The organism is Photobacterium sp. AWH4_225 (assembly GCF_056158405.1).
On sequence record NZ_JBSWTF010000004.1, the window covers coordinates 2,226,643 to 2,253,483 of the forward strand.

Consider the following 26,841-nt stretch of genomic DNA (forward strand, 5'->3'; position numbering starts at 1 on the left):
ATGAGAGATTAAGGTTCCCCAGACGCTTAAGATATTTCCAAATGGCTGTTAAGATGCTTCCACCTTTATTAGCTATAGGGATGGCAAATTATGAGCGCTAACGAAGCGGAGACCCCTTTGGGGCCGGAAGAGGCGGAGGAATTTTTTTTACTCCTTCGCGATAAATGGGGGATTGATCACAAAAAGCTCTCGAAGTCCTATACTGACGTGCACAAATTCGCCTGGGAACAGGTGTTGACCCTGGCTATCTATAGTCGGCAATTCTGTTATAACGAGAGTTTCAATTCGTCTATCAGTGATGCTCAGGGTCGGATGCTGTTGATTGACTTGGCTTATAAAATTTGTAGTGACCATACCCCCCGGGAAAATCAACCTGTAGACCTCTCGCTGGTGCATTTTGTTTTGAAGATGCTCGATGATGGGATAGGGATAGTTGAGGTCATTCAGACCTTAAGTAAGGATGATTCACCGGCTCTGGAGGCGAAAGAGGACGCAAAGCAAACAAATGGACAGGAAGCACCGGGAGAATGGGGCGAAAAATCAGAACTCTCAGCGCTTAAGTATCGATTGCTCTCACGTATACAGGCAGAGCATGTGACGTTCCGGCCTTATGTTTCACATCCCATATTGGAACAGAATCAGCCATCCAGGCCGATGTATAACCATGGCATGCTACATACGGCTCTGGTGAATCCAGTAGACATGTTTCAGCCCTTGCTTGTCATTGAGGATCTGTCCGAGCCACACATCTTTTTCGATAAGTTTATGGACTCACTTAAGAACTCTATTTTCTCAAGATTCACGATTTCACATTCGTTCAATAACTGTGAAAAGTTAGAGCGCCACTGTGAGATCAGGAAGAAGTGTGAATCGGTACTGACTCTTGAAGATCTGAAAACATTTTTGAACGAGTTCCCGGAAGTCATTGAATCATCCTTCCCGGGCGATCTTAAGTCCATGTTGATGAAAAATCTGGCCGATGCAATCAACGCGGCTTTCGATGTTGCCAGGCACTGGGAGCCGGAGCAGAAAGGGAGGTTTAATCGGTCGGTATTTGCCAATGTGTGCAGAGTCGTCAGGCCGTCTCATGGCAAGTTGGCGCTTGAGCTTGATCTGGTGAGTTTGAAAAACATTCATGAACTGGGTTTTTTGGATGAGGTTGTGGCTTCGCTTCGAGATAGATTGCTTGAACATATCGGCTATGGTGAACAGCGTGGCAGGAGTCATAGGATTGCGATCCCCGTTGAGTCATACGGAATAGCACTACATGAGCTCAGTCTTTGGTGTGATAATCGGGGTAAGAAGCGGCTTTTTAATAAGCTACACGATGTCCCTTCTTTGATCGCTGCAGTACTCTATTCTGACTTCAGGTATGAACAGGGGACATTTTGTCCAAAGTTCCACCCCAAATCACCTTTGTTACCCGAAAAGTTATCTGTCGACGACGCAGCCCTGTTTGTGACCTACCTGATCCATCATTGCTTGTATAAGCAATTGCCTTTTTATCTATTCGTCAATATGACGCTCCATAGTGGTAAGCTAAGTAGGCCGAACATTTCTAAGCAGGACGACTTGGAAACCGCGCTTGTTAAGGTCAGCGGCTATTTGGGTGAACATCAGACCATCAGTCTCGACGGACAGACGTTTTCTCCAAACAGACTATGGCCTAATGAAATGTTGATGGAGAAATGGAAGGATGTCGATGTCTCTCCCGAAGGCAAAAACAAAGCCAGGGAAAGGGTAAAAAAAATCCCCAGTTACCTAAAGCCGATAAAGACAGAAGGGAAGGGTAGTCGACGGATCCTGAATTCAAGCGAATCTATTTTAGCTCAGCGCAAAGCCATCACCGAGTGTCAGCACAAATACCCGATAGATATTGATCTCCGGCTTCCCTTGTGGGCATCGATGAAAGATGAGCTGAAAACAAAGGAATAATGGGCTGAATTATCCGCCTCCCTGGCAGGTGATGACTTGCCTGCTAGGTTGTTTTTGACAGCCAGTTTGTCAACTACCCTCATTAAAGGCCGATCTGATATCGCCACCTGGGTACACGAGGCACTGGGTCACAATGTTTTCAAATTCTGACCTCACGCCTCTCCCGCTACACATACATTCTGAATGCCAGTGATAGCTAAGTCAATGATAACGTTGGGTTGTTATCTTTTTTTGCGTATGCTTAGCGACTGATCTGCTAACAGCCACCATCATAGCTTCGGCTATCAAGGTGAGTTCTTCCAGGAAGTTATCCTCCCACTTATCGTGAATTTTTTGATGCTCAGATAACGGTCGGCTTTGGTATGCCGCGAAGAGTTGTGCTGTGTCCAGAGCGGCGGTTGCCTCTCTGCCCAAATTAATATCAACAACTTCCTGAATGATATCCCCGTAAAACGTCTGGTAATCAAAGTTTCGACTTTCCTTTTCGATAAACTCGTCTCTCGTTAACCCGAGGAGCTTAAGTCGATCTTCATCAATGAGCATCACGCAAACATCGCGAGCTGTAGTGACTCAAACTCGATCTGACATTTCAGAGGATATGACTTAACTCGGTCGTACAGTAGCCTACGAGGGCCGCTGACTCACTTGTGCCCGTGCGACCTGAAGTCGTATGAAGCGTTGTTCACCACGATAAGAGTGAACCTCCTGTATCACCAGGTGACCCTAGGATCCTGAATAAAGTAGCGGATCCGACAATGTAACGAAACTTGGTCGTTAGGCTGAGTGGGAACGAAATCGTGAGAGGACGTTCTTCCTGATAACCACAAATTGGGTAAGTGCTAGGGTGTCAGTATGATGAACGTATGTGAATCCATTTAAGGTGCGTTATGTGATGAAGCAGCGGAAGTGGTTAATACGCTGTGGCCAAAATGGCGACGAGAGTTGGAAAGGGATTGGGCAATGCCCTTTCGTGATCGCTATGCTCTCCGCACTAGAGTGGGCATCTAACCTGACGTTTTACGCAACATACGGAACAGGGTAAGCCTGTATATCTCCCTCAGGGAAAGCAATCTGTGAAGATCGCCGATGGGTATGCAGGTAAAGGAGGTTAGAGGAAGCAAATGCCGTGTTGTAATGATGCGGATACGGGTTTATATCTGGCGCGAAAGCGAGCTGACTTCTAACTGGTCTCCCGTTGCAAGATGATTTGAAGAACTTTATTGAAGGAGAAACGCAAATGATGACTTTGATATTTAAAGGTTAGTGCCTCTCCATACCGCTATTAATGGCCGTAAACCTTGATAGTGAGTATTAAAGCTTCAAATGTACATTGCAAAATCTGCTTCAATGGCCGGTGGGTAACACGGTACGCCTTAGTGGAGGCTTGAGCCGTATGCAGTGAAAGTTGCATGTACGGTTCTTAGGAGAGCGGCACTTGGTAACAAGTGTCGCTTATCCGACCATTGTGATTCAGAGTCAATACTCATTCACATAATGTTAATGTGAATTTGCACTACAACAAGTAATGCGAAGTCCGCTCATTTAGGATTTATGCACCTCTTAGTAACCTAACTTCCTTGTATTGTTGATAAGGTATTGATCTGTAATTGAGTCAGTAAGTGAAAAACGGCAAGATGTGAGAGTGAAAGGCGGCTGTTAGTCGTCTAATAAGCGTTATGTTTGCTGTTGAAGATCGGAGTTAAGGTTTGTTTTCGGAAAAATCAATAAAATTGCTAGAAGCAATGAGAATTTACCCTACTGGGTACTACCAAAGCTTGCTTGGTAAATTTGGAGGGGATGCTAGTTATTTTGTTCAATTAATCGAACATTTCGATGCTCCAATGAAAGTGGGCGACAATGAACAGTTTTTAAACTTCATCAATCCTTTCAAGCTTGATGAAAGCTCTGAGTTGTATAACTGGCTGTTTGAATTTTACAACAATATTGTTCGCTTTTTTGATGGTGGAGTATTTGAATTGTTTAAATGCCGGCAATCTGAATGGGGTGCGCCTCCGATAAATATTACTAAAGGTGATGTGCCTAAGTCCGATGTGGATCAGCTTGAACCTCTTCAAACTTTATATCGTGGCCTTTGCGTCGAAGAGCATCAAAAGCAAGAATACGCACAATCTTGGACTGTCGATAAAGAAGTCGCAGAGAGATTTGCTTGTGGAACCTACAATGAAGAACCAAACGGGATTGTTGTTACTGCACAAGTCGAGAGAGACAAGATCATTTACTTTGATAAGGCTGATCCTGAGAAAGAAGCAATTATCGAAGTTGGAGCCATAAAAAGTGCGGTGCAAACATAACAATCGCATCAAGTCGGTCGCTTCGCTCCCTGGGACATCAAAACTACGCGGCGATTAGTTTGGTGCTCCGTCCAAGTTTAACCAATCGCCGCTTTAGTTTTGCTGCCCCTTATGCAGGCGTTATGTTTCAGTAGCGTTTTAAGCATTAAAAAGTCCTCGCGAACATATGTCTGCAAGGGCCAAAATTGGTGCGGGTAAGAGGAATTGAACCTCAACAGGCTATTGGGAAGGCGATTCTTTTTCTCATCCAGTTACTTTGTCTCACTTGGGTAACCCGCAGCACTGCACCGCACCATGAAAACATCTCGCTCATACTCATAACCGACACTCCCATTCCCGTCACTACAATTAAGTAAAAAGATGCGAAGTATACCGACAAGGACAAGACACCGCGACCGAACTCAATACTTGAGCCCTCTTGCTCCAACTCTGAATGCTTAGTTAAATATAAACTAAGCATTGAAAAAATCAGATACACAGTATCAAGTTTACCTGCTTCGGACAAGAAACATAACAAGAGACTATGGCACGACTTGGCTTACGCGAAGTAATGCGCACATATCTAAATTAGTAGATTCACTGACTCGGAAATGATGTCCAGAGGTGTTGCGATGTGGCATGATACACGCTTTTTCTCAAGGGTGTGCTGAAGTCGAACATAGCAAAAACACCTTTGCCTATAGGTACTATTCATACTTAAACAGACAATACCTGTTCACTTCGATAATAAGGTTAGTCAATTAATCTCTTCTAACAGCGCTATCAATGAATTTATCAATACGGTCGTCATTACCTCTTTCAAGTTGAACTTGATAGTCTAGTAAGCGAGCAATTCTAGAATAATAACTGTCAACATTTCTATGTAATTCAGTTACTTCTGCCCCTTTTCTAGCAAAGTCGAATAAGCTTTCTATTTTCAATTGGAACCTAATACTGTCAATGAGCATTTCTTCTGGAAAACTATATCCTAAGTGCTCTGGGTCGAGACTTGCCATTCGAGATGAAAAAACCTGTAAATGAACCAAAATGTACACTAAATGTTCAGACACATCAGGGGATGAAAGAGTTATACAATCTTTAAAAACACCCTGATAACCATCAGGTACATGTGGTGCTTGAACCTCTTCAACGTATTTTCGTAAGTCACATTCCTCTTTATTTACTCTTACCATATATAATATCAGTAGTTTCTTGCTTACATCCTCGACATATTGGTGTATTGAGCTTAATGATGCGGGTAAAAAGGCACAAGCAGCAATGAGTTCTCGATGTCTCTGTTCATCTATTTCTCTCTTTTGGGCTCGTAACTTTTCTCTTTCATTCTGTCGAAACTCAAGTGCTCGTACGGTTTCTCTTTGGCGAGCACTTTTATCAAGACTAAGGGCTACATAAGCACTGATAATTGCAGCTAAAATTGCAATCATACCAGCGTTGAAAGTTTGCCATTCTTTCCATGTGCGCATTAATCCATCTAATCCACTGATGTATAGTGGTTGAGCTATCATGGAATATAAGTAGAGGGTTACTAATATGGCGCTAACCCCTTTCAGCCAACGTTTTTTTAACACAATAGAACCTTGATTTTTAGTGATTACAATATTCTGACAGAAGGCGTTTCTAATGACTACAGTTACAAAGCTGTGATCTATTATTGCTGCTTACTAGCATCATCATTACTGAACACCGAGATTAGCTACTCTTTCCATAATTAAGGTAATTCATAAGTTACTAAATTAGAATATGCTGTAGATCACTTATGTCCAGAGGTGTGCTGAAGCCGATCGCGGCAAACACACCTTTGCCCCAAAACATGTCTGAGGGCCTAGGTCGTAGAACCAAAATTCTTCACTAAGCTAACGAACGTTAGGCTAACGTTCGTTAGCTTAGCAACATCTTGTAACTCAAGATTGCCCGTGCGACCTGAAGTCGTATGAAGCGTTGTTCACCGCTTAATGAGTGAACCATCTGTATCACCAGATGAACCTATGAGCCTGAATAAAGCAGCGGCTCAGACAATGTAACGAAGAGTGATTTAAATCTCTCGGGATCTGAATCGTGAGAGGGCGATCCTCCTGATAACCACACAAATCGGGTGAGTGCTAGGTAGTCAGTACGATGAACAAATGTGAATCCATCCAAGGTGCGTTATGTGATGAAGCAGCGGAAGTGGTTATTACGCTGTAGCCAAAAGGCAATGGGAGTTGGAAAGGGATTGGGCAATGCTCTTTCGTGATCGACACGCTCCCCGCACTAGAGTGGGCATCTAACCTGACATTTACGTAACATACGGAACAGGGTAAGCCTGTATCGCTCCCTATGGGAAAGCCTTTGTGGCCGATAGTGATGCAGGTAAAGGAGGTCGGAAAAAGCGAAAGCTGTGTTGTAATGATGCAGATACAGGTTGATACCTGATCACGAAAGTGAGCCCACTTCCGACTGGTCTCCCTTTGCGAGAGAATTTGAAGAACTTTATTTAAGGAGAAAAGCAAATGGTGATCTCGAAAGAGATTAGTGCATCTTCTGACGGTGCTCAATGGCAGTCAATAGACTGGAAATCCGTTGAAACGCACGTATTAAAGCTTCAAATGCGTATCGCAAAAGCAACTAGAGAAAAGAAATACGGTAAGGTGAACTCCTTACAGTGGCTCTTAACTCATTCTCGCTCAGCTAAGCTTCTTGCGGTTAGGCGAGTATCTCAAAACAAAGGCAGTAAAACGCCTGGAATAGATGGTGTCATCTGGAACACAGATGCACGCCGTATGAAAGCAGTCAATCAGCTTAGTCGCAAGACTTATAAAGCGAAACCACTTAAACGCATCTACATTCCCAAAAAGAACGGCAAACTCAGGCCATTAGGCATTCCATGCATGATTGATAGAGCACAACAAGCACTCCATCTACTAGCACTAGAGCCTGTGTCTGAAACACTTGCTGACCCCAACAGTTATGGATTTAGACCTAATCGCAGTACTGCTGACGCAGTCAGTCAATGCTTCAAATGTTTGGCTCTAAAGAAATCAGCCAAATGGGTACTTGAAGGGGATATCAAAGCCTGTTTCGACAAGATCGGCCATCAATGGCTTCTTGATAACATCGCTGTAGATAAGCGAATGTTGGAACAATGGCTAAAGTCTGGCTTTATGGACAAAGGTCTGTTCTATGATACTGATGAGGGTACACCACAAGGCGGAATCATATCTCCGACCTTGATGTTAATGACTCTCGCAGGGCTAGAGCAGTGCATAAAATCCACTGCGCTCAAAAAGAGCGCTAGAGCCAACTTTATTGGTTACGCAGATGATTTCGTGGTCACCTGCTCTTCAAAGGAAGTGCTAGTGAACGACATCAAACCGTTGATTTCTGATTTTCTGGCAGAAAGAGGGTTAACCCTCTCCGTAGAGAAAACGAAGCTTACTCACATTAATGATGGCTTTGACTTTCTTGGCTTCAACCATAGGAAGTACAAAGGAAAATTGCTTATTAAATCGAGCAAATCCAACACGTTGTTATTTTTGAGAAACCTACGTGAACTCATTAAAAAGCACGCAAGCGTCCATGTTAACGATCTTATCAAGCTGATAAATCCAAAACTTAGGGGGTGGGCGAATTACTATCGCCATTGCGTAGCAAAACAAGTATTCGGGTATGTCGGCCACAAACTATTCCAAGCATTATGGCACTGGGCAGTTAGACGTCATCCAACCAAGCCCAAGGACTGGGTTGTTCATAAATACTTCCTCAACCGTAAAGGCCAATGGAAAATTCACGGCTGGCAGAAGATCATGAACATGGATTGCCTGTTCAACCTATTCCAAATAGCAAAAGTGCCCATCGAGCGACATGTGAAAATCAGGAGTGCGGCGACTCCTTTTACCCTGAATACCAAGAATACTTGGCAAAGCGGAAGTCAAAAAGACAAGCTCGTAACTCATGGGTTGATCCTGCTCTAACTGCTTTATAAGTTGCTGGGTGTCAAACGATGCCTTAGTGGAAGCTTGAGCCGTATGCAGTGAAAGTTGCACGTACGGTTCTTAGAGGGGCGGCACTTGGTAACAAGTGTCGTCTACTTGACCATTGTTTGTTTCAACCAAATGAGCATACCTAACAATCTCTCCGTTTGTTCTACACATTTCTAATGTCATAAGTCCTAAGATAGGCTTCAGAATTGTTAAGATGTGAGAAACCTAGATTACCTACTGTTAGTCCTAGGCACATATTATGCTTTCATCTCCTTTTTATAATAACGGATGAACATGCGTACCTCATGCAGATATTAAATCTCTGATTTTAGATAATACCATCGAAGCCTAAAGTTTTGCCGAACTTTACCTAAAACTAACTTGCCATAATCACCTACACTTAAATGTCATGATGCTTGTGTTTTATACAGTTTGTTTCTCTGTTGAAGCTAAAGAATATCAGTAAGTTGACCACTATTTCTATCTGAATCAATATTTTAGTAAGTTTGGGTTTTCAAGCCTACACTTATTGTTGGATATAAGTGGGTGGTATATCTAAAATTTGGGTAGGCACTATTTCTGCGATTGGAAAATAGCTGTTGAGATGTTGGTTAGAAGGATTTTGGGTGGTGGAGGTGCTAGAAAAGCGAGATCGCCGACTAATAAAATGTTATGCACAAAGCTCATGTGGGGTAGGTAATGATTATTTATCGAATTAAATACGTGGCGATATTCATTTTCATATTCTTAGCAATATCCAATCCAGCGCAAGCAATTGTTTTTATTGATAGAGCCGATGGGAAATTAGATGGAAAAATCAAAGAGACGAAGATCAAAACCCCAACGGAGGTTATAGTCGATGCGAGTAAAATAGATTCCCCTCCAGGGGTGGCTGCCGTTGAAAAATCAACAAAAGCTGGGGGTGTTGACCCTGACTTAATAAAGGATCTTATCGCAGTTGATGTGCGTTTTATAGAGGCAGTTAATTATATAGGTACTTCGATTAACATTGAGAAAGACTACGTAGAAAAGTTATATAAAGCGATTGATTCTGGTCAATACGAAGATGTATTTGTTGAGCGTTTTCACGCCACAGTCCAGCACGTATTTAATGAGAATAAAATAAACTTACTATCAAATCCAGTAAAAATATACAATCACTTCTCCGGAGATAGCGGCAGCTTGATGAGTCCAGTTATTATCAGGATAAATGATGATCTGGACGGAGAAATTGTCTACTATGTAAACGGAATGTTAACAACAAAAGATAAAGCAATAAAAGAAGCAACCGCCTTGTCTCAAAAATTACAGAAGCCAGTCGGGCTAATATATAACAGTACATCAAACATACAAAATGATCTATTGGAGTCGTCATATGATCGGATTTGGCCACTTCTACCACTGCCAATAAAGTATCATCAGGCGAATCCTACAACACGGCAAGTTGCATATTTGTTCGCAAATACAAAAGAACGAATTAGAATCGTAACACATTCACAAGGATGTTTAATTGCTAGGAATGCGCTACTTATGGCAAATGCGATGACTAACGGCAAGGCGAAAGATAATTTGTCTTGGGTGTTAACTGGCCCGCCACTACAAAAATCTGAAGTATTTTACTGGAGAGATAGTTACAAATATCTATGTGCAGAAAACGATTTAATCTGCAAATCTGTGTCATTCGGTGAAAGCGATTCATCATATTCAAAAGAAAACTATAATAAAGACCACGACTTTATCGGTATTTATATACCGAATATTGACAACTACTTATTAGGTTTATAGGAATTTTACATCAAAATATGCAGCCACTAGTTATCGATGTCAGAGAAAATACTATGGTAATTTCAATTGTAGTGATGTAATGAATTGGTCTGTTGTTTTTAGGCGGCTCGACTGATTTGGAATAGAAATAGTTATCTGAGAGATAAGGGGCTCTATTTCGACTTAATGAATAGCCACCGACTCAGTAGACACTAGTTAGCCTTTCTTTGTACTGCTTTTCATACTCTACAGGCGACAACTGGTTATTGGAACCGTGTCTACGTTTAACGTTGTAGAACATCTCTATATATTCGAAGATATCCGTCCGAGCTTCTTCTCGAGTGGAGTATATCTTCCGCTTAATTCTTTCTCTTTTTAGCAGTTGGAAAAAGCTTTCGGCGACAGCATTATCATGGCAGTTGCCTCGGCGACTCATACTTGATTCAAGTCCATGTTGTTTTAAAAACTATCCCAATCATGGCTCGTGTACTGGCTTCCTTGGTCTGAATGCACAAGTACATTTACTACCGGCGAGCGCCGCCATATAGCCATTAGAAGTGCATCAAGAGCTAGCTCTTTAGTTATTCTGCTCTTCATAGACCAACCAATTACCCGTCGAGAGAAAAGGTTAACTACGACGGCTAGGTATAGCCAACCCTCGTGAGTTTTTATATACGTAATATCAGTGACCCAAGATTGATTCGGAGCGGAAGGGTTAAACTCTCTAGCCAATTTATTAGCAGCCACAACATTTTCACCACCTGCTTTCGCTCTGGGTTTTCGGTAGCCTCTCTGCGACTGTATGCCTTCTCGTTTCATCAAGCGGTGAACCTGGTTAATTCCACAGAACTCACCTTCAACACGCAGATCCCTGTATATCTTTCGGTAACCATAAACTCCGCCAGACTCCAGCCAAAACTGTTTGATCAGCCCGAGAAGGTGTTTGCGCCGCTTTTCCTGTCTACTGTCGGGCTGCTTAAGCCAGGCATAATATCCGCTGGGATGTATGCCAAGCACTTTGCACATGCGCCGAACAGACCAAATAGGTTGGTTGGCTTTAATAAAGGCGTACCTCAGTCGGACTGGCTTGCGAAGTACACCGCGGCTTTTTTTAATATGTCTCGTTCTTCGGTGACTCTTTGTAATTCCTTTTTGAGTCGGCGGATTTCTGCACTTTCATCAGACTGGGCTTGGTATTGGGAGGAGTCAGGGCCGTAGCGCTTGATCCAAGCATAAAGGCTATGAGTCGTTGTCCCTAAACGATTCGCAACATCGGCCACGCTATGACCTTTTTCTGTAACCTGTTTTACGGCTTCAATTTTAAATTCTTCTGGATATCGTTTGCTGTTCATAAGCACCTCTTTATTAGTTATTTTGTCTAACAAAAGGTGTTTATCAAGTCGGTGGCTATTCAATTTTTTGTGACTTATTTGACTAATCTATCCCTCAAAATATTGATAATTTATCTTGTTGTGATTACTTTTAAATACAGGTTCAAGTAATGATTTTATTAGAATATATCTATTCTGATATTAAGTTTAACCTCAATAGGTAAAGTACAGGGTCATAAGCAATGAACATAAAAGAACTTTATGACGTAATAATTGTTGGTTCCGGAGCCGCAGGAGGGATTGCAGCTTATGACCTAACTTTGGCGGGCAAAAAAGTTTTAATGCTTGAAATTGGTAGAAATTATGACCCACAGACAGAAACTGCTATGTTTCAGTCACCTGAACAGGCTCCACTTAGAGGCTTTCCAACTGATGATAAGCCTGCAGGGTTTTATGATGCAACGGTTAACGGTGGCTTCTCCGTTTCTGGTGAGCCTTATACAGTAGCAGATGGCTCTGACGATTTTGTTTGGTGGAGGCCTAGAATGTTAGGCGGACGAACCAATCATTGGGGAAGAGTTTCTCTTCGATTTGGTAAGTACGACTTTAAACCTAGAACGAGAGATGGATTAGGCTATGACTGGCCAATAAGTTATGAAGATATCGCACCTTGGTATGATGCAGTTGAAGAGCATATAGGAGTGACTGGTAAAACTGAGCACTTGGAAAACTCACCAGATTCGCCAGAAGGTATTTTGTTACCGCCGCCGCCCCTAAGAGTTCATGAGTTGGTGTTATCCAGAGCATTTAAAAAGTTGGGAGCAAAGACCGCATCAATGCATGCTGCAATATTAACTAAGCCGCATAAGGGTAGGCCAGAATGTATGTATGCAACTCAATGTACTAGAGGGTGCTCTACAAATTCAAACTTTCAAAGCACTACTGTTCTAATTCCTCAGGCTACTGCTACTGGTAATCTTACAACTATTTGTAATGCGTCTGTCTATCAAATAAATGTAGACAAAGCAGGAAAAGCAAAAGGGGTTAATTTTTTCGATACTAACACTAATAAACATATTTCGGTTAATGGAAAAACGATTGTGTTAGCTGCTGGTGCTTTCTCATCAACAAGAATACTTCTGAATTCAAAGTCTGAGACTTATCCAGATGGAATAGGAAATTCTTCTGGCTTCCTAGGTAAATATATTTTGGATTCAGTTGAATATACAAGGTCGTCATATATACCTATGTTAGAAAAGATTCCGCCTCAGAACGACGATGGTATGTTTGCTCCTCATATCTATATTCCTTGGTGGTTATATCAAGATCAAAAAGCCGACAAGTTAGGTTTTCGAAGAGGTTACCATATTGAGCCGAGAGGTGGCCGAAGAATGCCTACGGTTTATGTTGGTGGATATGTTAAAAGTTCTGACTTTCTTTACGGTAATGGGTTAAGGGAAAAAGCGGCGAAGCGTTATGCAAGTAAAGTTTTTCTTACTGGTGAAGGTGAAATGATACCAAATGAGGACTGTTTTTGTGAACTTGACCCAGATGTTACTGATAAATGGGGGGTTCCCGTTTTACGTTTTCATTGGAAGTGGGGCGAGGAAGAGAGGAATCAATGGGTACATATGCATAATACATTCAATGATGTATTTAAATCTCTCGGAGGAAATACTAGCTCATTACCTTCAAAAATGCCTGCAGGTGGAAGCTCTGTTCACGAATCTGGTGGCGCTCGTATGGGGTTTGATAAAAATGATTCCGTTGTCGATAGTTACGGACGCTGCTGGGATTGTCAGAATGTGTTTGTATTGGACAGTGCAATTTTTACTTCTATGCCAGACAAGAACCCAACATTGACGATATTAGCGTTAGCGAAGCGTGGAGCTAACCAGATTTTGAAACTTTCAAAAGAGTTGGGGATATAGTAATGAACTACAATTTTCAAAATGACTTGGAAGATGAAGAACCTTTGTTAGGAGTTGCAAGTTCTTATCTACAAGTAGATTTCTTTGTTGAAAAACACAAAAGAGTTTTAAACTCTAGCCTTTACACTCAGTGGAATAACGAAAAATCTCCTGTAAATACTTATACCAATTACAAAGGAGAAAAATATGGTACGGATCCAAATTTAATAACTCCAATTACCACCTGGGGTATGACATTAACCGAGGTTGAAAAAAGAATTGTAAGTTCACTTAGTGATCTTATTTTGCCTTCGACAGAAGATTTCCCTGCTCCTAGTGAAATTAATATATCTGACTTTTTTGATGAATGGCTTAGTGCACCATATTCAAAGCAGCAACGTGATAGAAACATGCTACTTCAAGGCTTGGAATATTTAAACAATTACTCAAATCAAAAATATGGCATCGATTATTTTGATTTAAAGGTAAATAATCAAAAAACACTGCTCGATGAAATGATCCAATCTAATGATGTGGGGAAAGAATTTTTCCTAAGATTTCGTTATTTAGTGATTGGGGGTTATTTTACTTCTGAGGCTGGAATGAGAGAGTTGGGATATAGAGGCAATCTACCGCTTAATCGACCTCGGGAGATACCTTGTAATGTGTTAGCATTAGTAGAAAAAGAACTAAAAAAGTTAGGTCTATAAAAATAGGATAACAAAAATGCGTTCAATTAATGAATGTTGTCAAAATGGAATTAACAATCTGAATGATTTAAAAGAAGCATTACATCTTGCTATGAAGTTAGAGTTTTCTACTATTCCATTATATTTGTGTGCTCAGTGGTCTATAAAGGAAGATCCCGATCGAGTTGAGGGGGTGTTTCATCATATTGTTGGTCAGGAAATGAATCATTTTGCATTGGTCGGGAATGTATTATCTGCAATTGGAGGTAAGCCAGATTTTGCTAATAAAAAATTTCTGCCTCAATATCCATTACATGAATTGCCTGGTAAAATACCGTTAAGTAGACCCGCTCATTTGGCACCACTTTCATTTGATCAGGTCAAAGTATTTTTAGAAATTGAACAGCCTAATTTTTCCTCTGATGAAGATAAGTTAAATGAATATTCTATTGGGGAATTTTATGAAACAATAATAGATTCATTGATATCACTTAGGCCAAAAATAAAACAAAATTACAATCAAATCTTTGTTGAGTTATCGCCACGCATAAAATCTTTTAAGGACGCTGTTACGATTATTGAAAGAATTATGCTAGAGGGAGAAGGCTGTCCAAAATCCCCGTTAAATCCAACGTCCGATGGCCATAATTTTGCCCATTATTACTTATTTAAAGAAATTTACTTTCAGCGTAAGCTTGTCAAAGAGGATAGCGGTTGGTTTTTTACGGGCTCAAGAATATACTTTCCAAAAGTTCATAACTCCCAAGCCTTGGTTGTTGATAAAACAGACCTGGTTAAGTTTCATCGGATCTTGACAAAATTATTAAAGGAGCTCGAAAATTGCTGGTTGAATGGCCACGAACTGAATGTATCGACAATGTTTCATTTAAAGATAGAAGGAAAAAATCTTATAAAAAAAGGCATTACCCCGACGTTTGAGTGGTTGGAATGATATTGTAATGAACAAACGATAAAAACTTAACTGCTAACATTCTGGTTATTTGGGTTATATATTTTTACTTTGCTAAAAATAATTAATGTTGCAGTGTGTTAGTTCGTTACAATGATTTTATCGATTGAAAATATATTTTATTTTTAGAGTTAGATTGATTGAGAAGCGCAATTTTATTACCTGAGACTTGAAAAGGAACCAACGGATCCTTTTTTCATGGTTTGCATCGCGGATATATTGTTGTTTAGCGGCTTGGATGGCTCGCCTAGCCGTATCAATCGAGCAGACGAAGGTATTACCATCTTTTAATCGGGTGATAATAGCGTTGTTCTTTGTGGCTTTTGGCTTGAAACCAGTCAGCTTAAATTCTTCTCGGTTCAACTTGAATACTACATCTAGATCCGACTCTTCTAAATTGAAAATATCTAGTCTATGTTTAAGGTCGATCAGCTCTTTAGAGTCACCACCAGCGATTGTAATCGTTAATGGAGATTTGATGTGGAAATCACCATAGGTCATTTTACTCAGTTTGATCTCAATGCCGACCTCTTTGGATACATCAACGAGGGCAGCATCAACTTTTTTGCGAATGATATCGCAATGGTTTGATGTGAACATTTTAATTTGCATGGCTTGTACCTTAGTTTGGCTGTATTGAGTAAAGGCAATTCCTGTCTCGCATGACTCTAATTTGCCATAGCTACAAATAGTGCAACCCCTGCATATTGGCGATTGATTTGGCTGGTTAGCGACTGACAATGTGGTTGTCTTCGGCAAGGTTAGATATTTACCCCCCAAGCTGTGCTAGCTCAGATCTGCTCAAAAACGTGTCTGAGAGCCTAGGTCGTAGAACCAAATTCTTCAGTAGCCTAACGTTCGTTAGCTTAGCAACTTCTTGTAACACAAGATTGCCCCGAAACGTGTTTAAGCGCACTTCCTTGAAGATAAGGTTAGCTGATGGTCTTAGTTGTCTTGGCAATTGTGCAACAAGCTGTTGTACAATTATCGGTTTTGTCGCAAACTGGATGTTGAGTTATGATTCCGGCCAGTACTCATTACCTCCTACCTTATGACTATCAACTTTTCTGGTCGCCACTTTCCTTCCTGCATCATCCTTCAGGCTATTCGCTATTACGTTTCTTACAAACTCAGCTACCGTGAAATTGAAGAGATATTTGCTGAACGAGGTATCGATGCTGATCACTCAACCATCAACTGGTGGGTCATCAAATATGCGCCATTACTAGAGCACCGAGCTCGCAGAAGAAAGAAGCCTGTCGCTGTTTCGTGGCGGATGGACGAGACTTACATTAACGTCAAAGGTCAGTGGAAGTATTACTACCGAGCCGTCGATAAGTACGGCTGTATTATTGATTTTTTACTGTGCGATCGTCGCGACGAGAAAGCTGCTTGTGCCTTCTTCACCAAGGCAATAGGTTATAACGGCTTACCTGAGAAAGTCGTGATCGATAAGAGTGGTGCCAACGCGTTAGCGCTACATATTATCAACGTCCAACTTTGGCTGGCTGGTAGGATACTCAACCTGATTGAAGTGCATCAGGTTAAGTATCTGAACAATATCGTCGAGCAAAGCCATCGCAGAGTGAAAGGGAAAATGAACCAGGCACTGGGCTGGAAATCTAACGAAGGCGCAAAGGCCACATTAGCCAGTATAGAACTGTGGTCGATGATTAAAAATGGGCAACTCGACAACCCTGATGGTTTATCCGTTTGGGATGAATTCTACGCGCTTGCAGCCTAATTGCATCAGGAAATCAGTACGCTTGTACATCAGCATAACTTTGCGACATAACCCACTTCAGCAAAGAGTCATTTAACATACTTTCCATGCTAAAAAACTGCCCATAGTTTGAGACTTTATAGTGTCTTCTGAATCGATGCCTATTCACGTTGCTAGATATATATACATCGTAAGCTACACTTCTAGACGAATACTACAAAGTCGGGAGTTGATCATGAAGTTATTGCTCATTGTTTTCTCTATACTGTTTTCTTTTTCGGCGCTATCGGAGTCCCCCCTTACCGAAGATGAAGTAAAAAAAATAATTGATGGCGCTTTAGAAAGAGCAACCAAAAAAGAAAGTATTTCAATTAATGGGCCAGAGCCTTTTGAAGTCAATGAAAATACCCTAGTCGCCAATGTAATAACCATAGAAAGCGGTTCAACCATTGTTTTTCATACAGATAAAGGTACAACTATCCCACCTAATTACTTACTTATTTTAGCTGAAAAACTAATCTTACAGGGCGATAATCATGATTCAGAGATTATTGTAAATTCACGAAATAATCCTAGATATGCAAATTTAACAATAGGACAGCATGGTGACAGTCATAATTCTGCAGCGGCAACAGGCGAATATGGCTTTGATAATAATGGGAAGGTTGGTGGCACAGGTAAAGATGGTGGCTCAGGAGCTGATGGTAAAACGTTATTTATCGGAAATCTTATAATCGCTGCTAATGAACTGAAGATTGTGGATAAAGAAGATATTAAATCTACATCTGTTGGGATACACGGTTATGGTATTGATGGTGGTAATGGTGGTAATGGTGGTAAAGGAGAAGCTGGTGGGACAGGAGGAAAAGGAGGCGCTAGTAAGATCGATGGCTTTAAGTGTAGATCCCAGTGTAGAAGTGGTGGCTCTGGCGGTCAAGGTGGTTCTGGAGGTAAGCCCGGCAATGGTGCTGATGGCGGTGATGGGTTAAATATTATTCTTTTCGGGCCACAAGATACGTTTATAGATATATGGCACCAAATAGCACATTACAGCCTGAAAGGCGGAAAACCAGGTAAGCCCGGTAATACAGGGAAAGGTGGAGCAGGTGGAGCAGGTGGAGCTCGTGGGGACAGTCATCAGCAATGTGATGTAGATTGCTATGTTGGGCCTGCAGGAGCGGCAGGTAAAGATGTTGAAGCGATTCAGGTTAAACTGTCCTGGGGTGAACGTGGGCAATCAAATTTCTACTATGGAAATGTCCCATCTATATAAGATGTTGATCTATAGGCACCAACGTACATACGTTGGTGCTGATTTATTTTAAAGTTGACGTATTTTTACTTTACTGTGCATTTATCATCACTTCCTGAATCAAGACCACTAATTAGAACTTTTCTATACAAGGAGTAATGTGAAGATTAACTAACTATGAAAAGCTCTAAATCGAAATTGTCCAGAGGCGTGTTGGTGGAGTTCGTAACACGCCTGTGATGGATGCAGCATTTGTGACTACCATCAGTCATGGCATTTCCTCATATAGAGTCTATTAATAGACACTTTTTACACCGAATAAAAGCGAGTCACCGCACTTTTTGCACCGAATAAACTTAAATCTCCACACTTTTTACACCCAATGGGTGTTATCGGTGATGAATATAAGTATTCAAATCTATGCTTATTTAAGGACTATTCGGTAATCTGAATTCGACAGACTCTCTACACATGCTGCAAAAGTCTCAAGGTTGCCGGCGGTTGCTGCATCAGCAGGTCTGCCTTTGAATTATTCTTAAAGCTCCTCTGCGAGCTTGCCAAACTTGAGCACTTCTTCGAATGATACTTCCTTCGGTGCTGCTGCTTTTGGTTTAACGCTCAACAAGCGTTACAACTTGTAAGAGTGGTGCTTAACCTTGAGGTTTGTTGCTGCATCAGTAACCATCATGAATTGTTACCAGAACCATATAGAAACCGTATCAATACTTAGGTAGCATCGGCTATCCCTATTAGTGATTCTCACTGAGTCACTCGTTCGCCTTTGAGTTGTAGGCAGGATAGTAAGCAGTGGTAGCGAGCTCTAATCAAATTTCATGCAATCTTTTGGGACGTTGGTTAAACAAGTTTGATTCTCTGGAGATAACTCCTGATACAATCACTTTGTTTAAGAAAGGCCAGATTACCCAATCATTTCCTATCAAAGACTTAGATAACTTTGCATCCCTCGAAAAGTCGATATTTGGTTACAAGTTAAGTCTTGGTGACCAGCTTAGCTTCAGTAGACTCAGCAAGAGAGATTACTCGAGTCTGATAGAAGTGTTGAATAGCAACATCGCTGAACATGTTCAGGTACGTGTTGAGTTAATGGCTGATACTTTTCATGAACATGCCTTGGTGAATTACCCCAGGGATTCAAAGTTGCCGGAGCTTACAGAAATATGCTCTCGTGTTGAATTTTTGATGAGACAGCGGCTCACGATGACATCTTTTTTTTCATCTTCGGTGATGAGGACTGTTGATGTGATTCGCAAGACCTATCCACTAGAGGCTACAGCTCTTAGGCATATACATGAAGGGTACCAGCTTGAGCAAAGGGGTCACTTCTATGACTTAGTCGAGTCTAATCCTCTAACGGAGGAGCAACGACTGGGCGTCATTCGAAATAACGACCGTAATATGGTGCTTGCTGCTGCAGGTACAGGCAAGACATCAGTAATGGTCGCTAAAGCTCTTGATTTGATCGATAGGGGATTAGCATCTGCAGATCAAATTCTTATTTTGGCTTATAACAAGACAGCAGCAGCTGAACTTGAAGAACGAATAAAAGAGAAAGCAGAAAAAAGCCGAATTGAATTAACAGTAGATCCTAAAGCTTCCACCTTTCATGCTCTTGGACTCCATATCCTTAAGGGGTGTGGAGAAAGGATTAGATTGAGCGAATTTGCAGAATCCGATAACAAGCTAGATATTTGGATCACCCGTTGGCTACAAGAGTACCTGACATCGAATACTGCGAATATCCCAACTTTAATTGAGTTACTTAATCCTCCCCTTGATCCGTTGAGCTTTTCAGATGCTGCTGACTATCAAAGGTATGTGCGTGATAATGAATTCACGACACTTAAGGGTGATAAGGTTAAGGGCTATCAAGAGTTACTCATCGCTAACTTTTTGTTTATCAATGGTGTAGGGTACGAATATGAAGCCCAATATCTAGCTAAGAAAAGGATTGATGTTGGCTTTGATTACCTGCCTGATTTCCATATTTCTGGAACCGATATTTACCTAGAGCACTTTGGCATCAGTCGTGATGGTTCAACACGCCCCGACATCGACGCCGAACAGTACAATCAATCGATTAAACGAAAGCGTCAGTTGCATGAGTCGTATGGGACAACTTTGCTCGAGACCTATCATTATGATTGGAAAGAAGGGACGTTGAATGACCGATTAAAACTCCTTCTTGAAGACGCCGGGGTGCCGTTTAATCCATTAAGTGAAGAAGAAATCCTTACTACGCTCAAAGAAAGTGACTATGTCGGTAAGGGTTCAGCTTTGCTACGAACAGCATTAGCTGCTATTCGAACCGAGCAACTTGGGTATCAGGACATATTCACTAGGCTAGAGAGTCAGCAAATTGTTTCTCCAGAAGGAGCGACTGAGCTTTTATGGTCTTTACATCAAGGTTACGTTGAAGAACTTGAGTTACAGGCTTCCATCGACTTTGATGACATGATTATCAAAGCAACAGAGTTGGTTAAAGAGGGGAGTTTCAAACCTCAGTGGCGATATATTTTAATTGATGAGTTCCAAGATATATCATCCGCGCGTATGAACTTGGTCAACACCATCATAGAGCATAGCGATACTCCTTCGTTAACTGTTGTTGGGGATGATTGGCAGTCCATTTATCGGTTTTCTGGAGGTAAATTAGAGCTGACGACAGGGTTTGCTGAACTCATTGGCCCATACACAGAAACCAAATTGCAGAAAACCTTCCGGTACAACAACAGTATCGCAACGACCGCCGGCCGTTTTGTTATGGAGAACCCGAACCAGTTCAAAAAGGACATTGAAACTCATACTCAAGTAGATGAGCCTCAAGTCTACCTGCTGGATGATAAGGTCAATGGTGAGGATGCACTTTATAGTAAAGTGGTCGATGTCGTTAAGAAGATAAGAAGTCGAGACAGTAAGGGGAGTATCGCTGTAATAGCGCGGTATAACTTTTTATTACGTGATGCCAGAGAAAAACTGTCAAGTGTTAGACAATGCAACAATATCCAGTTTTGGAGCTTCCATAAGTCTAAAGGGCTTGAAGCTGATTATTGTATCTTGATTGGCTTTTCACAGGGTAAGAATGGTTTCCCAAGTGATACGCAGGAAAACGCAATCATTGAAGCTTTACTTCCATCTCTCGATAGCTACCCAGACTCCGAAGAAAGACGCCTGCTCTATGTTGGCATCACTAGGGCCAAGAAGAAGTGTTACATCATTGCAGATCCCTCTTCCCCCTCGAAGTTTGTGACCGAACTGCTCGAACCTAAGTATGAGGTAGGTATTTATTCCGAATCATTCAAAGATGCTTACCGGAAAATTTTCAAGTGCCCAAATTGTGTTGATGGTTACTTGAAAAGGATCGAGGGTCATCATGGTCAGTTTTATGTGTGTAGTACTGGTAAAGGCTGCAAAGTCGGTCGTGCTAGAAGTTGCGAGAAGTGTGGCTCACCATCAATCGATACCCGTGGCACTAGCCAATGTCAAAATCCAGGTTGTTCACACTCCTTCAAGATATGTGATGAATGCGGTAGGCCGATGAAAAAGCGAACTGGGAAATACGGTTCTTTCTGGGGTTGCAGCGGATTCAGCCTGAGCCAGGATGCATGTAAGAACACGCAGAAAGTTGAGGATGATGGGTAAGTTATCCTTACAACTCTAACTAGCCGAAAAGAATCTGAGAGTAAATATCACGTGCCAGCTTGACTGGCACGTTGTAGGGAAGTCGCCAATTAATAATTTGCTAAATTAGAAAAGTCTAGATCAAGTGTAAATAGCAATATGGTAAAATGTCCAAGTATAAGGATACCTTTACTAGAAGTATGGGTAAGGCAATGATTAAAAACAAATAAATTATGAAGAACAAGATAGAACTGATTAAGTACAGATCTGAATTACAGCAAGAGCTAAATCAAGCTGAGTTGGATTATAACAACGAAAAGACAAGCCATATTGTTCATATTGCAGTTTCTGTTTTTACTGGTGGATTGTGGGTAATCGGTTGGATGATCGCTTCTCATTCGACCTCGAAGCGTAAACAAAAACTCATGCTAGAAATAAAAGAAATCCGTAAAGAGATAGTCGATGTTGAAGTTGCCATAGCAAAACAGCTTCAAAACGATGACATACCGCAGTTTCTATATCAATAAGCGTTTACAGAATATGTCGGCTTATGGCTATCAGGAGGAAGAAGAGCCTCTCAAGATTCACATCCCACCGAGCAGATACCGGGTTGTCTAACTCTAACTCGCTACATTGACTGAGAAATATACGGCTGTTCTGAGTCGAACTGACAGAGCTAAGCTGGTTAAGGCCAAATCATAAAGCCTTTGTCGCTCGCAAGATAGATTTCTCTTTGTGGTGAAGGCCAAACTTAGTTGTAATAACCTCAAAGAAGCTTGCTAGGGGAGTCGCTTAATTTCACTCGTACGGAATAATAGCTCCGCTTCAAAAATGTCTAGCCTCCACTTTTCTAAGCGAGTCTGTGTCAGAACAATAGCTTCAATGTGTGATGTATCGAGCTCTTTCAGCGGCTTGAATTCGACAGGTTGATCTCCGTTTTTACCTCTTGTTCCCCAGTAAAATCCTTGCCTTATTTCAGTGTGAGGTGCGTCAGAATAGATAGACTGTTCCTCAAATGGCTCGATATTGACGTTCCTTCTAAGGTAGTCAGTGCCTCCATCTACCATGTAGCACTCGCCGTTGGCATCAAGATGAGAGACATAATCGTGACGGTGCTTGCTGATCAAAACTGTACCGTCTGGTGTTTTTATTCTATTGAGAACAATATGTTTCATTTTACAGCCTCGATATTCAGATAGAGTTAGCAGTTCTCTCGAACACACGTATTACGTTTCATACCTTTCGGTCTAGAGCCCTCATCGCCAAACTCAAACTGTAAATTGTTTTGCTCACAGAGGTTATTGATGGTGCAGATCCCCCAGGCCCAACACTCACGATTGTTGTCATCCTGTTGTTGCATCATCTCGAGTTCAGCTTCAAGTAATTCGTGCAGGGCTTCAATATACCTAGGAGTTAATGTGATTTTCTTTTCATCATATCTGGCCATAGCGAGATGTACCTCGAGTTGAACTATACTGTTTTTATATACAGTAGGTGCTTTTCTTTTTAATGCAAGCACAAAGAGGGCGAATTATGGCATGTTCAGATATTTTGTTTCTTGAGCATCAGGTGCATGCTCGGGATGAGCTTGAATTATCAGCTTGGATGCATGAGTACGGTTTGTTTGTCAGCCAGAGCAGGCTCTTAACCGATTGGTATAGCGTTAGACTAATATCCATTGCACTGGTGTTTGTCGGTGTATCTGAGACGAGGAAAGTAAGACACAATACCCAGAGGATGAGTGATCTCTTTGATTTACTATCGGTATTCCAATCATATTTGCGTAACACATGTTGTGGTGGATTCACACCAAAGTGTGTAACAGTGGAATACTCATTCTTGGACAACGATTGTTCGAGAGTAGTGATATTCGATTTTTGGGCAAGTTTACTGATTCATGTCAGAAAGCTGGAACAACTGAAGAGGCAAGTTAACCCTCAGAGACGGTTTCGGTGTTAGATGCGCTGGATTCATAACAATACTTTTGTTCTTTTGACGCTTTCATTGTTGAATCTGCCTGGAATGCTTTTGCCAAGCTTATTTGAGCTTTAACTTTCAAATCGAAAGTAAACTAGACTGCAGATAACAGTCGAATGTCGGCCAATTTGAATAGGTTTTTTAAGGGTTAAATACCTAACCAGTCACCTAAGCCATCTTTTCCTGGGTAAAGTGCGCCATTTAACATAGTGCTTCTTATGTGTACTTCATTACATCACATTGTGATGAGGGTGGCTTAATTGTATGCATAATTACTAACTCGAAAATGCCCCATTTCGTGTTGAGATCGCATTAGTTCTCAAAACTCGTCCGTCTATTTGTTATAGTTTTTCTAATGACAATCGACTAATCGGGTGCAGTGAGTGTCCTGCATTGTATTTTTCAAATAAAAGGTGACGCATGAAACAATGGTACTGGTTGCTACTTCCACTTTCTTTTTGTGTGGAAGCAAGTTCGTTGAAAACCCCTCATATGTTCACTCTTAAACCCAAATCAGGGGATATTATGAGTTCACTGCTAAATGGGGAATGCTCGACTATCTCTGATAACAAAATCGCGTGCACCTTTAATCAGATTCTATTTTCTCAGCGAACCAGCACACAGGATGATTTGAATACGGAACTAGCACAAATAACTACAGAGCTAGAGACGAAAGAGAATGAAGTGGCAGAGCTGAATAGACAGGTTTGTTCAGAAGAGTATAGGCAGGGCCTTTCTGATATCGTTGCGAGTGCTAAAAATGAAAACAAAAAGCAATTAATGACCAAGTGGGTGGAACTTTTCGATGCCTGCCCTGTAACTAATACTTCGGAAGCAAAAAACCTTGCGAAAAAGGTAGTTACCCTTACGCATGAGATAGAGAGAACTTCATGCAGTGTTGGGGTTAATACATACACTCTCACTTTTGATGCGATAGAAAATGGTGATAACTCATTTTGGCGCAGCACAAATGAACCCATAGATAATCCTTGTGGCATGACTAATGTTGTAACTATGACTCCCAGCAAATATGGAATGTGGGAATATAGAGGGATGCGCGTATTGGCTTTCCCAGAGAACCAAACAGGACTGGGTCAGTCCTGTATGTCCATGGACGTTGAGCCAATGGTTTGGTCATGGGATGGAGAAGATATATATAAGAACTGCCAAATAATTGGAATTGGTTTCTAGTTGTGACAATGAACATAAAGCCCTTCTCAACTTAACGTCGAGTTATTGAGACAAGAGATTATCTGAGCTAACTACGTGGTCTATGTTTTTGTCCGACGGTGTATAGGTAAGCTCTGTGCTAACCCACTTGTGCCACATTCTTTGTTTGCGCCGATGACTGAACTACATCGGCAATCTATTTTTACAATACATAAACTAATGGTTAGGCAAAAGACAAGACCCGGCTCCTTTTCTTTCTTCGCTTTAGGTAGGCAGCGTATTTAGATGGTCTTGTCTAACGAATTCATAAATCGCGAAAAACTTCTGACATCATCAAGCTCAAAATCTAATATGTGTGGATACCCCAACTTGGACAAAACGCGCACATAACCATCGATAAAATAGACTAGAACGCTACACATAAACAGGTAGTTTATTTGGTTGCGCTTAATCTCTTCGGTCGGGTGAGCCTTATGAGCAGTATTTACCTGCATCAATGAGTCGAAACCAGTGTGGGTATGGGAAGACCAAAACGAATATTTGTCACATACAAAAGTTGGGATGCCCAGCTGCTGACCTAACTCATACCAACCGCAAGGTTTCCATTCGTTCTTTCTCGATGCTTTGAAGCGATTAAGTTTAAGGCGCGAGGATAGCTCATCAATAATCTGTTGTTCTTCCCGAATTTTTGCTTCTAATTCTGGCGTTCCAACGATAATTTTGTTCTTTGCCCTGTTCTTGTAACCGAGCAACGTATACCAATCAAGACGGTCTTTATCTAGTTCATCACCAAAATAGTGATAAGCAATAGTTACCAAGTTTTCATATGATACTCGTAAAAGTGCTATAACGCTTGAAGTGTCATAGTAAGTGAACCCCTGTTCTACATGGTTCAGGTCTAGCTCGCTAGTCATCAGCATTTCAGTAGTATTGAGATGCTTCAAAAGCTTAAGAGCTGCAACATTCATGAAGTAGTAATTATCATCGGCTTCGTTGATAAACTCGAAACCAGATTCAAAAATGTTACACGCAGTTCGATAAAACAATGCGTAGTCATCACTGCCAACCATCAAGTTTCTCCCGCTCATTGGGTCATATGCAGTTACATACAATAGCCCCATGCAGAATGACCGTCAATCGCCGTAAACAATTGTTATTTATATTCTTATTTGTTTGGTGTTGTTTCACAACTAACGATTGCATTACCAACTTGCTGTTACTTGATCGGCGTTGGGAACAGTAGTCTCCAGCTCAGTACCAGCCGAGTTGATCTACCTCGGAACGGCCCCGAAACGTGTTTAGGCGCACTTCCTTAACGATAAGGTTGACTGATGAGCTTAGTTGTCTTGGCAATTGTGCAACAAGCTGTTGCACAATTAGGGAGCAGCCTGTTTCGTCGACTCAGATTTGCCCTATTAGGAGTTGCACCTGTTTTGCTTTTTAGTTCATAAAGCCATCGTCTGTCTTACTTTTTGTTCTGTTTGTAATGTACTCTCTAGAATAGGTGTTACATCACTTGTTAATTAATGGAGCAATGGAATGTTTAACTTAGTCTTCGGTTTAGTCATATTTCTTGGTATTCACTCGATTTCAATCATCGCGCCGCTGTATAGAGAGAAGTTCGTAAAGAAAAATGAAAAAGTGTACAAAGCCGTTTATTCTTTGCTGTCTTTTTTAGGTATCTACCTTATTGTTGCAGGTTTCGGCGCACTCAGAGCTGATCCGATTGTTGTCTATTTTGGCGATCAATCTTTAAGACCGTTAGTTTCTCTCTTTATGCTAGTTGGGTTTATCCTCTTTTTTGCTCCCTACTTTCCCGGGAAAATAAAATCAGTCACTAAAAACCCACAGTTATTATCGGTAGTCTTTTGGGCATTTTCTCACCTGTTAGTTAACGGCAACTTAGCCGATATAGTGTTGTTTGGTTCTTTTTTAGTGTGGGCCATAGTCGATCTGATTTCGATGAGGAAACGCCAGCAGAGAGTTGTCTCACCTTTGAAAGCTTCCTGGGTGAATGACGTGATAGTCGTAGTGATTGGAGCGGCTGTTAGTGCCATCTTTGCTATGTTCTTACATGGCTATTTAATCGGCATTCCCTTAATGAGTTAATGGTGTCAGTCCTGCTATGAGTCAGAGTGCGTGGCAGTTTAGATACGACAGAATCGCTTGATGACCACACGCAGATAATGCCTAGACCTGACGCGTTTATG

At 41.4% G+C, this 26,841-nt stretch carries 19 protein-coding genes and 2 pseudogenes; 14 read left to right on the forward strand and 7 right to left on the reverse strand.

What is annotated here, in order from left to right; translation table 11 throughout:
• Positions 1–90: 90 nt before the first annotated feature.
• Positions 91–1,935, forward strand: coding sequence for a hypothetical protein (locus ACXAD4_RS27205; protein ID WP_475245172.1), 1,845 nt, complete (start codon positions 91–93; stop codon positions 1,933–1,935).
• A 201-nt stretch (positions 1,936–2,136) separates the two neighbouring features.
• Here the strand turns inward: ACXAD4_RS27205 and ACXAD4_RS27210 are convergent, their stop codons facing one another.
• Positions 2,137–2,478, reverse strand: a complete 342-nt coding sequence (locus ACXAD4_RS27210) for a hypothetical protein (RefSeq protein ID WP_475245173.1) — start codon at positions 2,476–2,478, stop codon at positions 2,137–2,139.
• A gap of 349 nt (positions 2,479–2,827) precedes the next feature.
• Between ACXAD4_RS27210 and ACXAD4_RS27215 the strand changes: the two genes are divergently transcribed.
• Both ACXAD4_RS27215 and ACXAD4_RS27220 read left to right on the forward strand, forming a co-directional pair.
• Entirely contained in the window at positions 2,828–2,977 is a 150-nt protein-coding gene (locus ACXAD4_RS27215) for a hypothetical protein (RefSeq protein ID WP_475245175.1), read from the forward strand.
• Positions 2,978–3,641: 664 nt separating this feature from the next.
• Positions 3,642–4,247, forward strand: a complete 606-nt coding sequence (locus ACXAD4_RS27220) for a hypothetical protein (RefSeq protein ID WP_475245176.1) — start codon at positions 3,642–3,644, stop codon at positions 4,245–4,247.
• Between the two features lie 740 nt (positions 4,248–4,987).
• Here the strand turns inward: ACXAD4_RS27220 and ACXAD4_RS27225 are convergent.
• A complete protein-coding gene (locus tag ACXAD4_RS27225) occupies positions 4,988–5,815 on the reverse strand; it encodes a hypothetical protein (RefSeq protein WP_475245178.1) in 828 nt (275 codons plus the stop codon).
• Positions 5,816–6,736: 921 nt separating this feature from the next.
• On the opposite strand from ACXAD4_RS27225, the pseudogene ltrA reads away from it, so the two are divergent.
• Positions 6,737–8,208 (forward strand): annotated as a pseudogene (ltrA, locus tag ACXAD4_RS27230) (group II intron reverse transcriptase/maturase).
• Positions 8,209–8,905: 697 nt separating this feature from the next.
• Positions 8,906–9,991, forward strand: a complete 1,086-nt coding sequence (locus ACXAD4_RS27235) for a hypothetical protein (protein ID WP_475245179.1) — start codon at positions 8,906–8,908, stop codon at positions 9,989–9,991.
• A 181-nt stretch (positions 9,992–10,172) separates the two neighbouring features.
• On the opposite strand, the pseudogene ACXAD4_RS27240 reads toward ACXAD4_RS27235, so the two are convergent.
• Positions 10,173–11,322: pseudogene (locus ACXAD4_RS27240) on the reverse strand (IS3 family transposase).
• Between the two features lie 221 nt (positions 11,323–11,543).
• On the opposite strand from ACXAD4_RS27240, the gene ACXAD4_RS27245 reads away from it, so the two are divergent.
• The 3 genes from ACXAD4_RS27245 to ACXAD4_RS27255 are packed head-to-tail and all read left to right on the forward strand — an operon-like array spanning position 11,544 to position 14,852.
• On the forward strand, positions 11,544–13,232 hold the full coding sequence (locus tag ACXAD4_RS27245) for a GMC oxidoreductase (RefSeq protein WP_475245180.1): 1,689 nt from the start codon (positions 11,544–11,546) through the stop codon (positions 13,230–13,232).
• Positions 13,233–13,234: 2 nt separating this feature from the next.
• Positions 13,235–13,921, forward strand: coding sequence for a gluconate 2-dehydrogenase subunit 3 family protein (locus ACXAD4_RS27250; RefSeq protein WP_475245181.1), 687 nt, complete (start codon positions 13,235–13,237; stop codon positions 13,919–13,921).
• A 16-nt stretch (positions 13,922–13,937) separates the two neighbouring features.
• The gene (locus ACXAD4_RS27255; protein WP_475245182.1) at positions 13,938–14,852 is read left to right on the forward strand and encodes a ferritin-like domain-containing protein; all 915 of its coding nucleotides are present in this window, start codon (positions 13,938–13,940) and stop codon (positions 14,850–14,852) included.
• A gap of 117 nt (positions 14,853–14,969) precedes the next feature.
• Here ACXAD4_RS27255 and ACXAD4_RS27260 read toward each other — a convergent pair whose 3' ends face one another.
• The gene (locus ACXAD4_RS27260) at positions 14,970–15,482 is read right to left on the reverse strand and encodes a hypothetical protein (RefSeq protein WP_475245183.1); all 513 of its coding nucleotides are present in this window, start codon (positions 15,480–15,482) and stop codon (positions 14,970–14,972) included.
• A 439-nt stretch (positions 15,483–15,921) separates the two neighbouring features.
• Between ACXAD4_RS27260 and ACXAD4_RS27265 the strand changes: the two genes are divergently transcribed.
• The 4 genes from ACXAD4_RS27265 (at position 15,922) to ACXAD4_RS27280 (ending at position 22,011) form a co-directional block, all read left to right on the forward strand.
• Complete coding sequence (locus tag ACXAD4_RS27265; RefSeq protein ID WP_475245184.1) at positions 15,922–16,614, forward strand: IS6 family transposase; 693 nt, start codon at positions 15,922–15,924, stop codon at positions 16,612–16,614.
• Positions 16,615–16,828: 214 nt separating this feature from the next.
• Positions 16,829–17,866 (forward strand): hypothetical protein, encoded by a 1,038-nt coding sequence (locus ACXAD4_RS27270; protein ID WP_475245186.1) that lies wholly within the window; start codon positions 16,829–16,831, stop codon positions 17,864–17,866.
• Between the two features lie 786 nt (positions 17,867–18,652).
• On the forward strand, positions 18,653–21,505 hold the full coding sequence (locus ACXAD4_RS27275) for a UvrD-helicase domain-containing protein (protein ID WP_475245187.1): 2,853 nt from the start codon (positions 18,653–18,655) through the stop codon (positions 21,503–21,505).
• 212 nt (positions 21,506–21,717) lie between these two features.
• Positions 21,718–22,011, forward strand: a complete 294-nt coding sequence (locus ACXAD4_RS27280) for a hypothetical protein (protein ID WP_475245188.1) — start codon at positions 21,718–21,720, stop codon at positions 22,009–22,011.
• A 252-nt stretch (positions 22,012–22,263) separates the two neighbouring features.
• Here the strand turns inward: ACXAD4_RS27280 and ACXAD4_RS27285 are convergent, their stop codons facing one another.
• On the reverse strand, positions 22,264–22,659 hold the full coding sequence (locus tag ACXAD4_RS27285; protein ID WP_475245189.1) for a hypothetical protein: 396 nt from the start codon (positions 22,657–22,659) through the stop codon (positions 22,264–22,266).
• 26 nt (positions 22,660–22,685) lie between these two features.
• The gene (locus ACXAD4_RS27290; RefSeq protein WP_475245191.1) at positions 22,686–22,931 is read right to left on the reverse strand and encodes a hypothetical protein; all 246 of its coding nucleotides are present in this window, start codon (positions 22,929–22,931) and stop codon (positions 22,686–22,688) included.
• A 950-nt stretch (positions 22,932–23,881) separates the two neighbouring features.
• Here ACXAD4_RS27290 and ACXAD4_RS27295 point away from each other — a divergent pair.
• Positions 23,882–24,652: a hypothetical protein gene (locus tag ACXAD4_RS27295; RefSeq protein WP_475245192.1), complete on the forward strand. Its 771-nt coding sequence runs from the start codon at positions 23,882–23,884 to the stop codon at positions 24,650–24,652.
• Positions 24,653–24,912: 260 nt separating this feature from the next.
• Here the strand turns inward: ACXAD4_RS27295 and ACXAD4_RS27300 are convergent, their stop codons facing one another.
• Positions 24,913–25,701 (reverse strand): DUF5677 domain-containing protein, encoded by a 789-nt coding sequence (locus ACXAD4_RS27300; protein WP_475245193.1) that lies wholly within the window; start codon positions 25,699–25,701, stop codon positions 24,913–24,915.
• A 469-nt stretch (positions 25,702–26,170) separates the two neighbouring features.
• Between ACXAD4_RS27300 and ACXAD4_RS27305 the strand changes: the two genes are divergently transcribed.
• Positions 26,171–26,740 carry an NnrU family protein gene (locus tag ACXAD4_RS27305; RefSeq protein ID WP_475245194.1) on the forward strand — a complete coding sequence of 190 codons (570 nt, stop codon included), beginning with the start codon at positions 26,171–26,173 and terminating at the stop codon, positions 26,738–26,740.
• The last annotated feature ends 101 nt before the right edge of the window (positions 26,741–26,841 follow it).

What these genes read in the sequence shown, in the direction of transcription:
- ACXAD4_RS27205 (WP_475245172.1), top strand. Translation starts at nt 91, where the DNA reads ATGAGCGCTAACGAAGCGGAGACCCCTTTGGGGCCGGAAGAGGCGGAG.
- ACXAD4_RS27210 (WP_475245173.1), bottom strand. Translation starts at nt 2,478, where the DNA reads ATGCTCATTGATGAAGATCGACTTAAGCTCCTCGGGTTAACGAGAGAC.
- ACXAD4_RS27215 (WP_475245175.1), top strand. Translation starts at nt 2,828, where the DNA reads ATGAAGCAGCGGAAGTGGTTAATACGCTGTGGCCAAAATGGCGACGAG.
- ACXAD4_RS27235 (WP_475245179.1), top strand. Translation starts at nt 8,906, where the DNA reads ATGATTATTTATCGAATTAAATACGTGGCGATATTCATTTTCATATTC.
- ACXAD4_RS27245 (WP_475245180.1), top strand. Translation starts at nt 11,544, where the DNA reads ATGAACATAAAAGAACTTTATGACGTAATAATTGTTGGTTCCGGAGCC.
- ACXAD4_RS27250 (WP_475245181.1), top strand. Translation starts at nt 13,235, where the DNA reads ATGAACTACAATTTTCAAAATGACTTGGAAGATGAAGAACCTTTGTTA.
- ACXAD4_RS27255 (WP_475245182.1), top strand. Translation starts at nt 13,938, where the DNA reads ATGCGTTCAATTAATGAATGTTGTCAAAATGGAATTAACAATCTGAAT.
- ACXAD4_RS27260 (WP_475245183.1), bottom strand. Translation starts at nt 15,482, where the DNA reads ATGCAAATTAAAATGTTCACATCAAACCATTGCGATATCATTCGCAAA.
- ACXAD4_RS27265 (WP_475245184.1), top strand. Translation starts at nt 15,922, where the DNA reads ATGACTATCAACTTTTCTGGTCGCCACTTTCCTTCCTGCATCATCCTT.
- ACXAD4_RS27270 (WP_475245186.1), top strand. Translation starts at nt 16,829, where the DNA reads ATGAAGTTATTGCTCATTGTTTTCTCTATACTGTTTTCTTTTTCGGCG.
- ACXAD4_RS27280 (WP_475245188.1), top strand. Translation starts at nt 21,718, where the DNA reads ATGAAGAACAAGATAGAACTGATTAAGTACAGATCTGAATTACAGCAA.
- ACXAD4_RS27285 (WP_475245189.1), bottom strand. Translation starts at nt 22,659, where the DNA reads ATGAAACATATTGTTCTCAATAGAATAAAAACACCAGACGGTACAGTT.
- ACXAD4_RS27290 (WP_475245191.1), bottom strand. Translation starts at nt 22,931, where the DNA reads ATGGCCAGATATGATGAAAAGAAAATCACATTAACTCCTAGGTATATT.
- ACXAD4_RS27295 (WP_475245192.1), top strand. Translation starts at nt 23,882, where the DNA reads ATGAAACAATGGTACTGGTTGCTACTTCCACTTTCTTTTTGTGTGGAA.
- ACXAD4_RS27300 (WP_475245193.1), bottom strand. Translation starts at nt 25,701, where the DNA reads ATGGTTGGCAGTGATGACTACGCATTGTTTTATCGAACTGCGTGTAAC.
- ACXAD4_RS27305 (WP_475245194.1), top strand. Translation starts at nt 26,171, where the DNA reads ATGTTTAACTTAGTCTTCGGTTTAGTCATATTTCTTGGTATTCACTCG.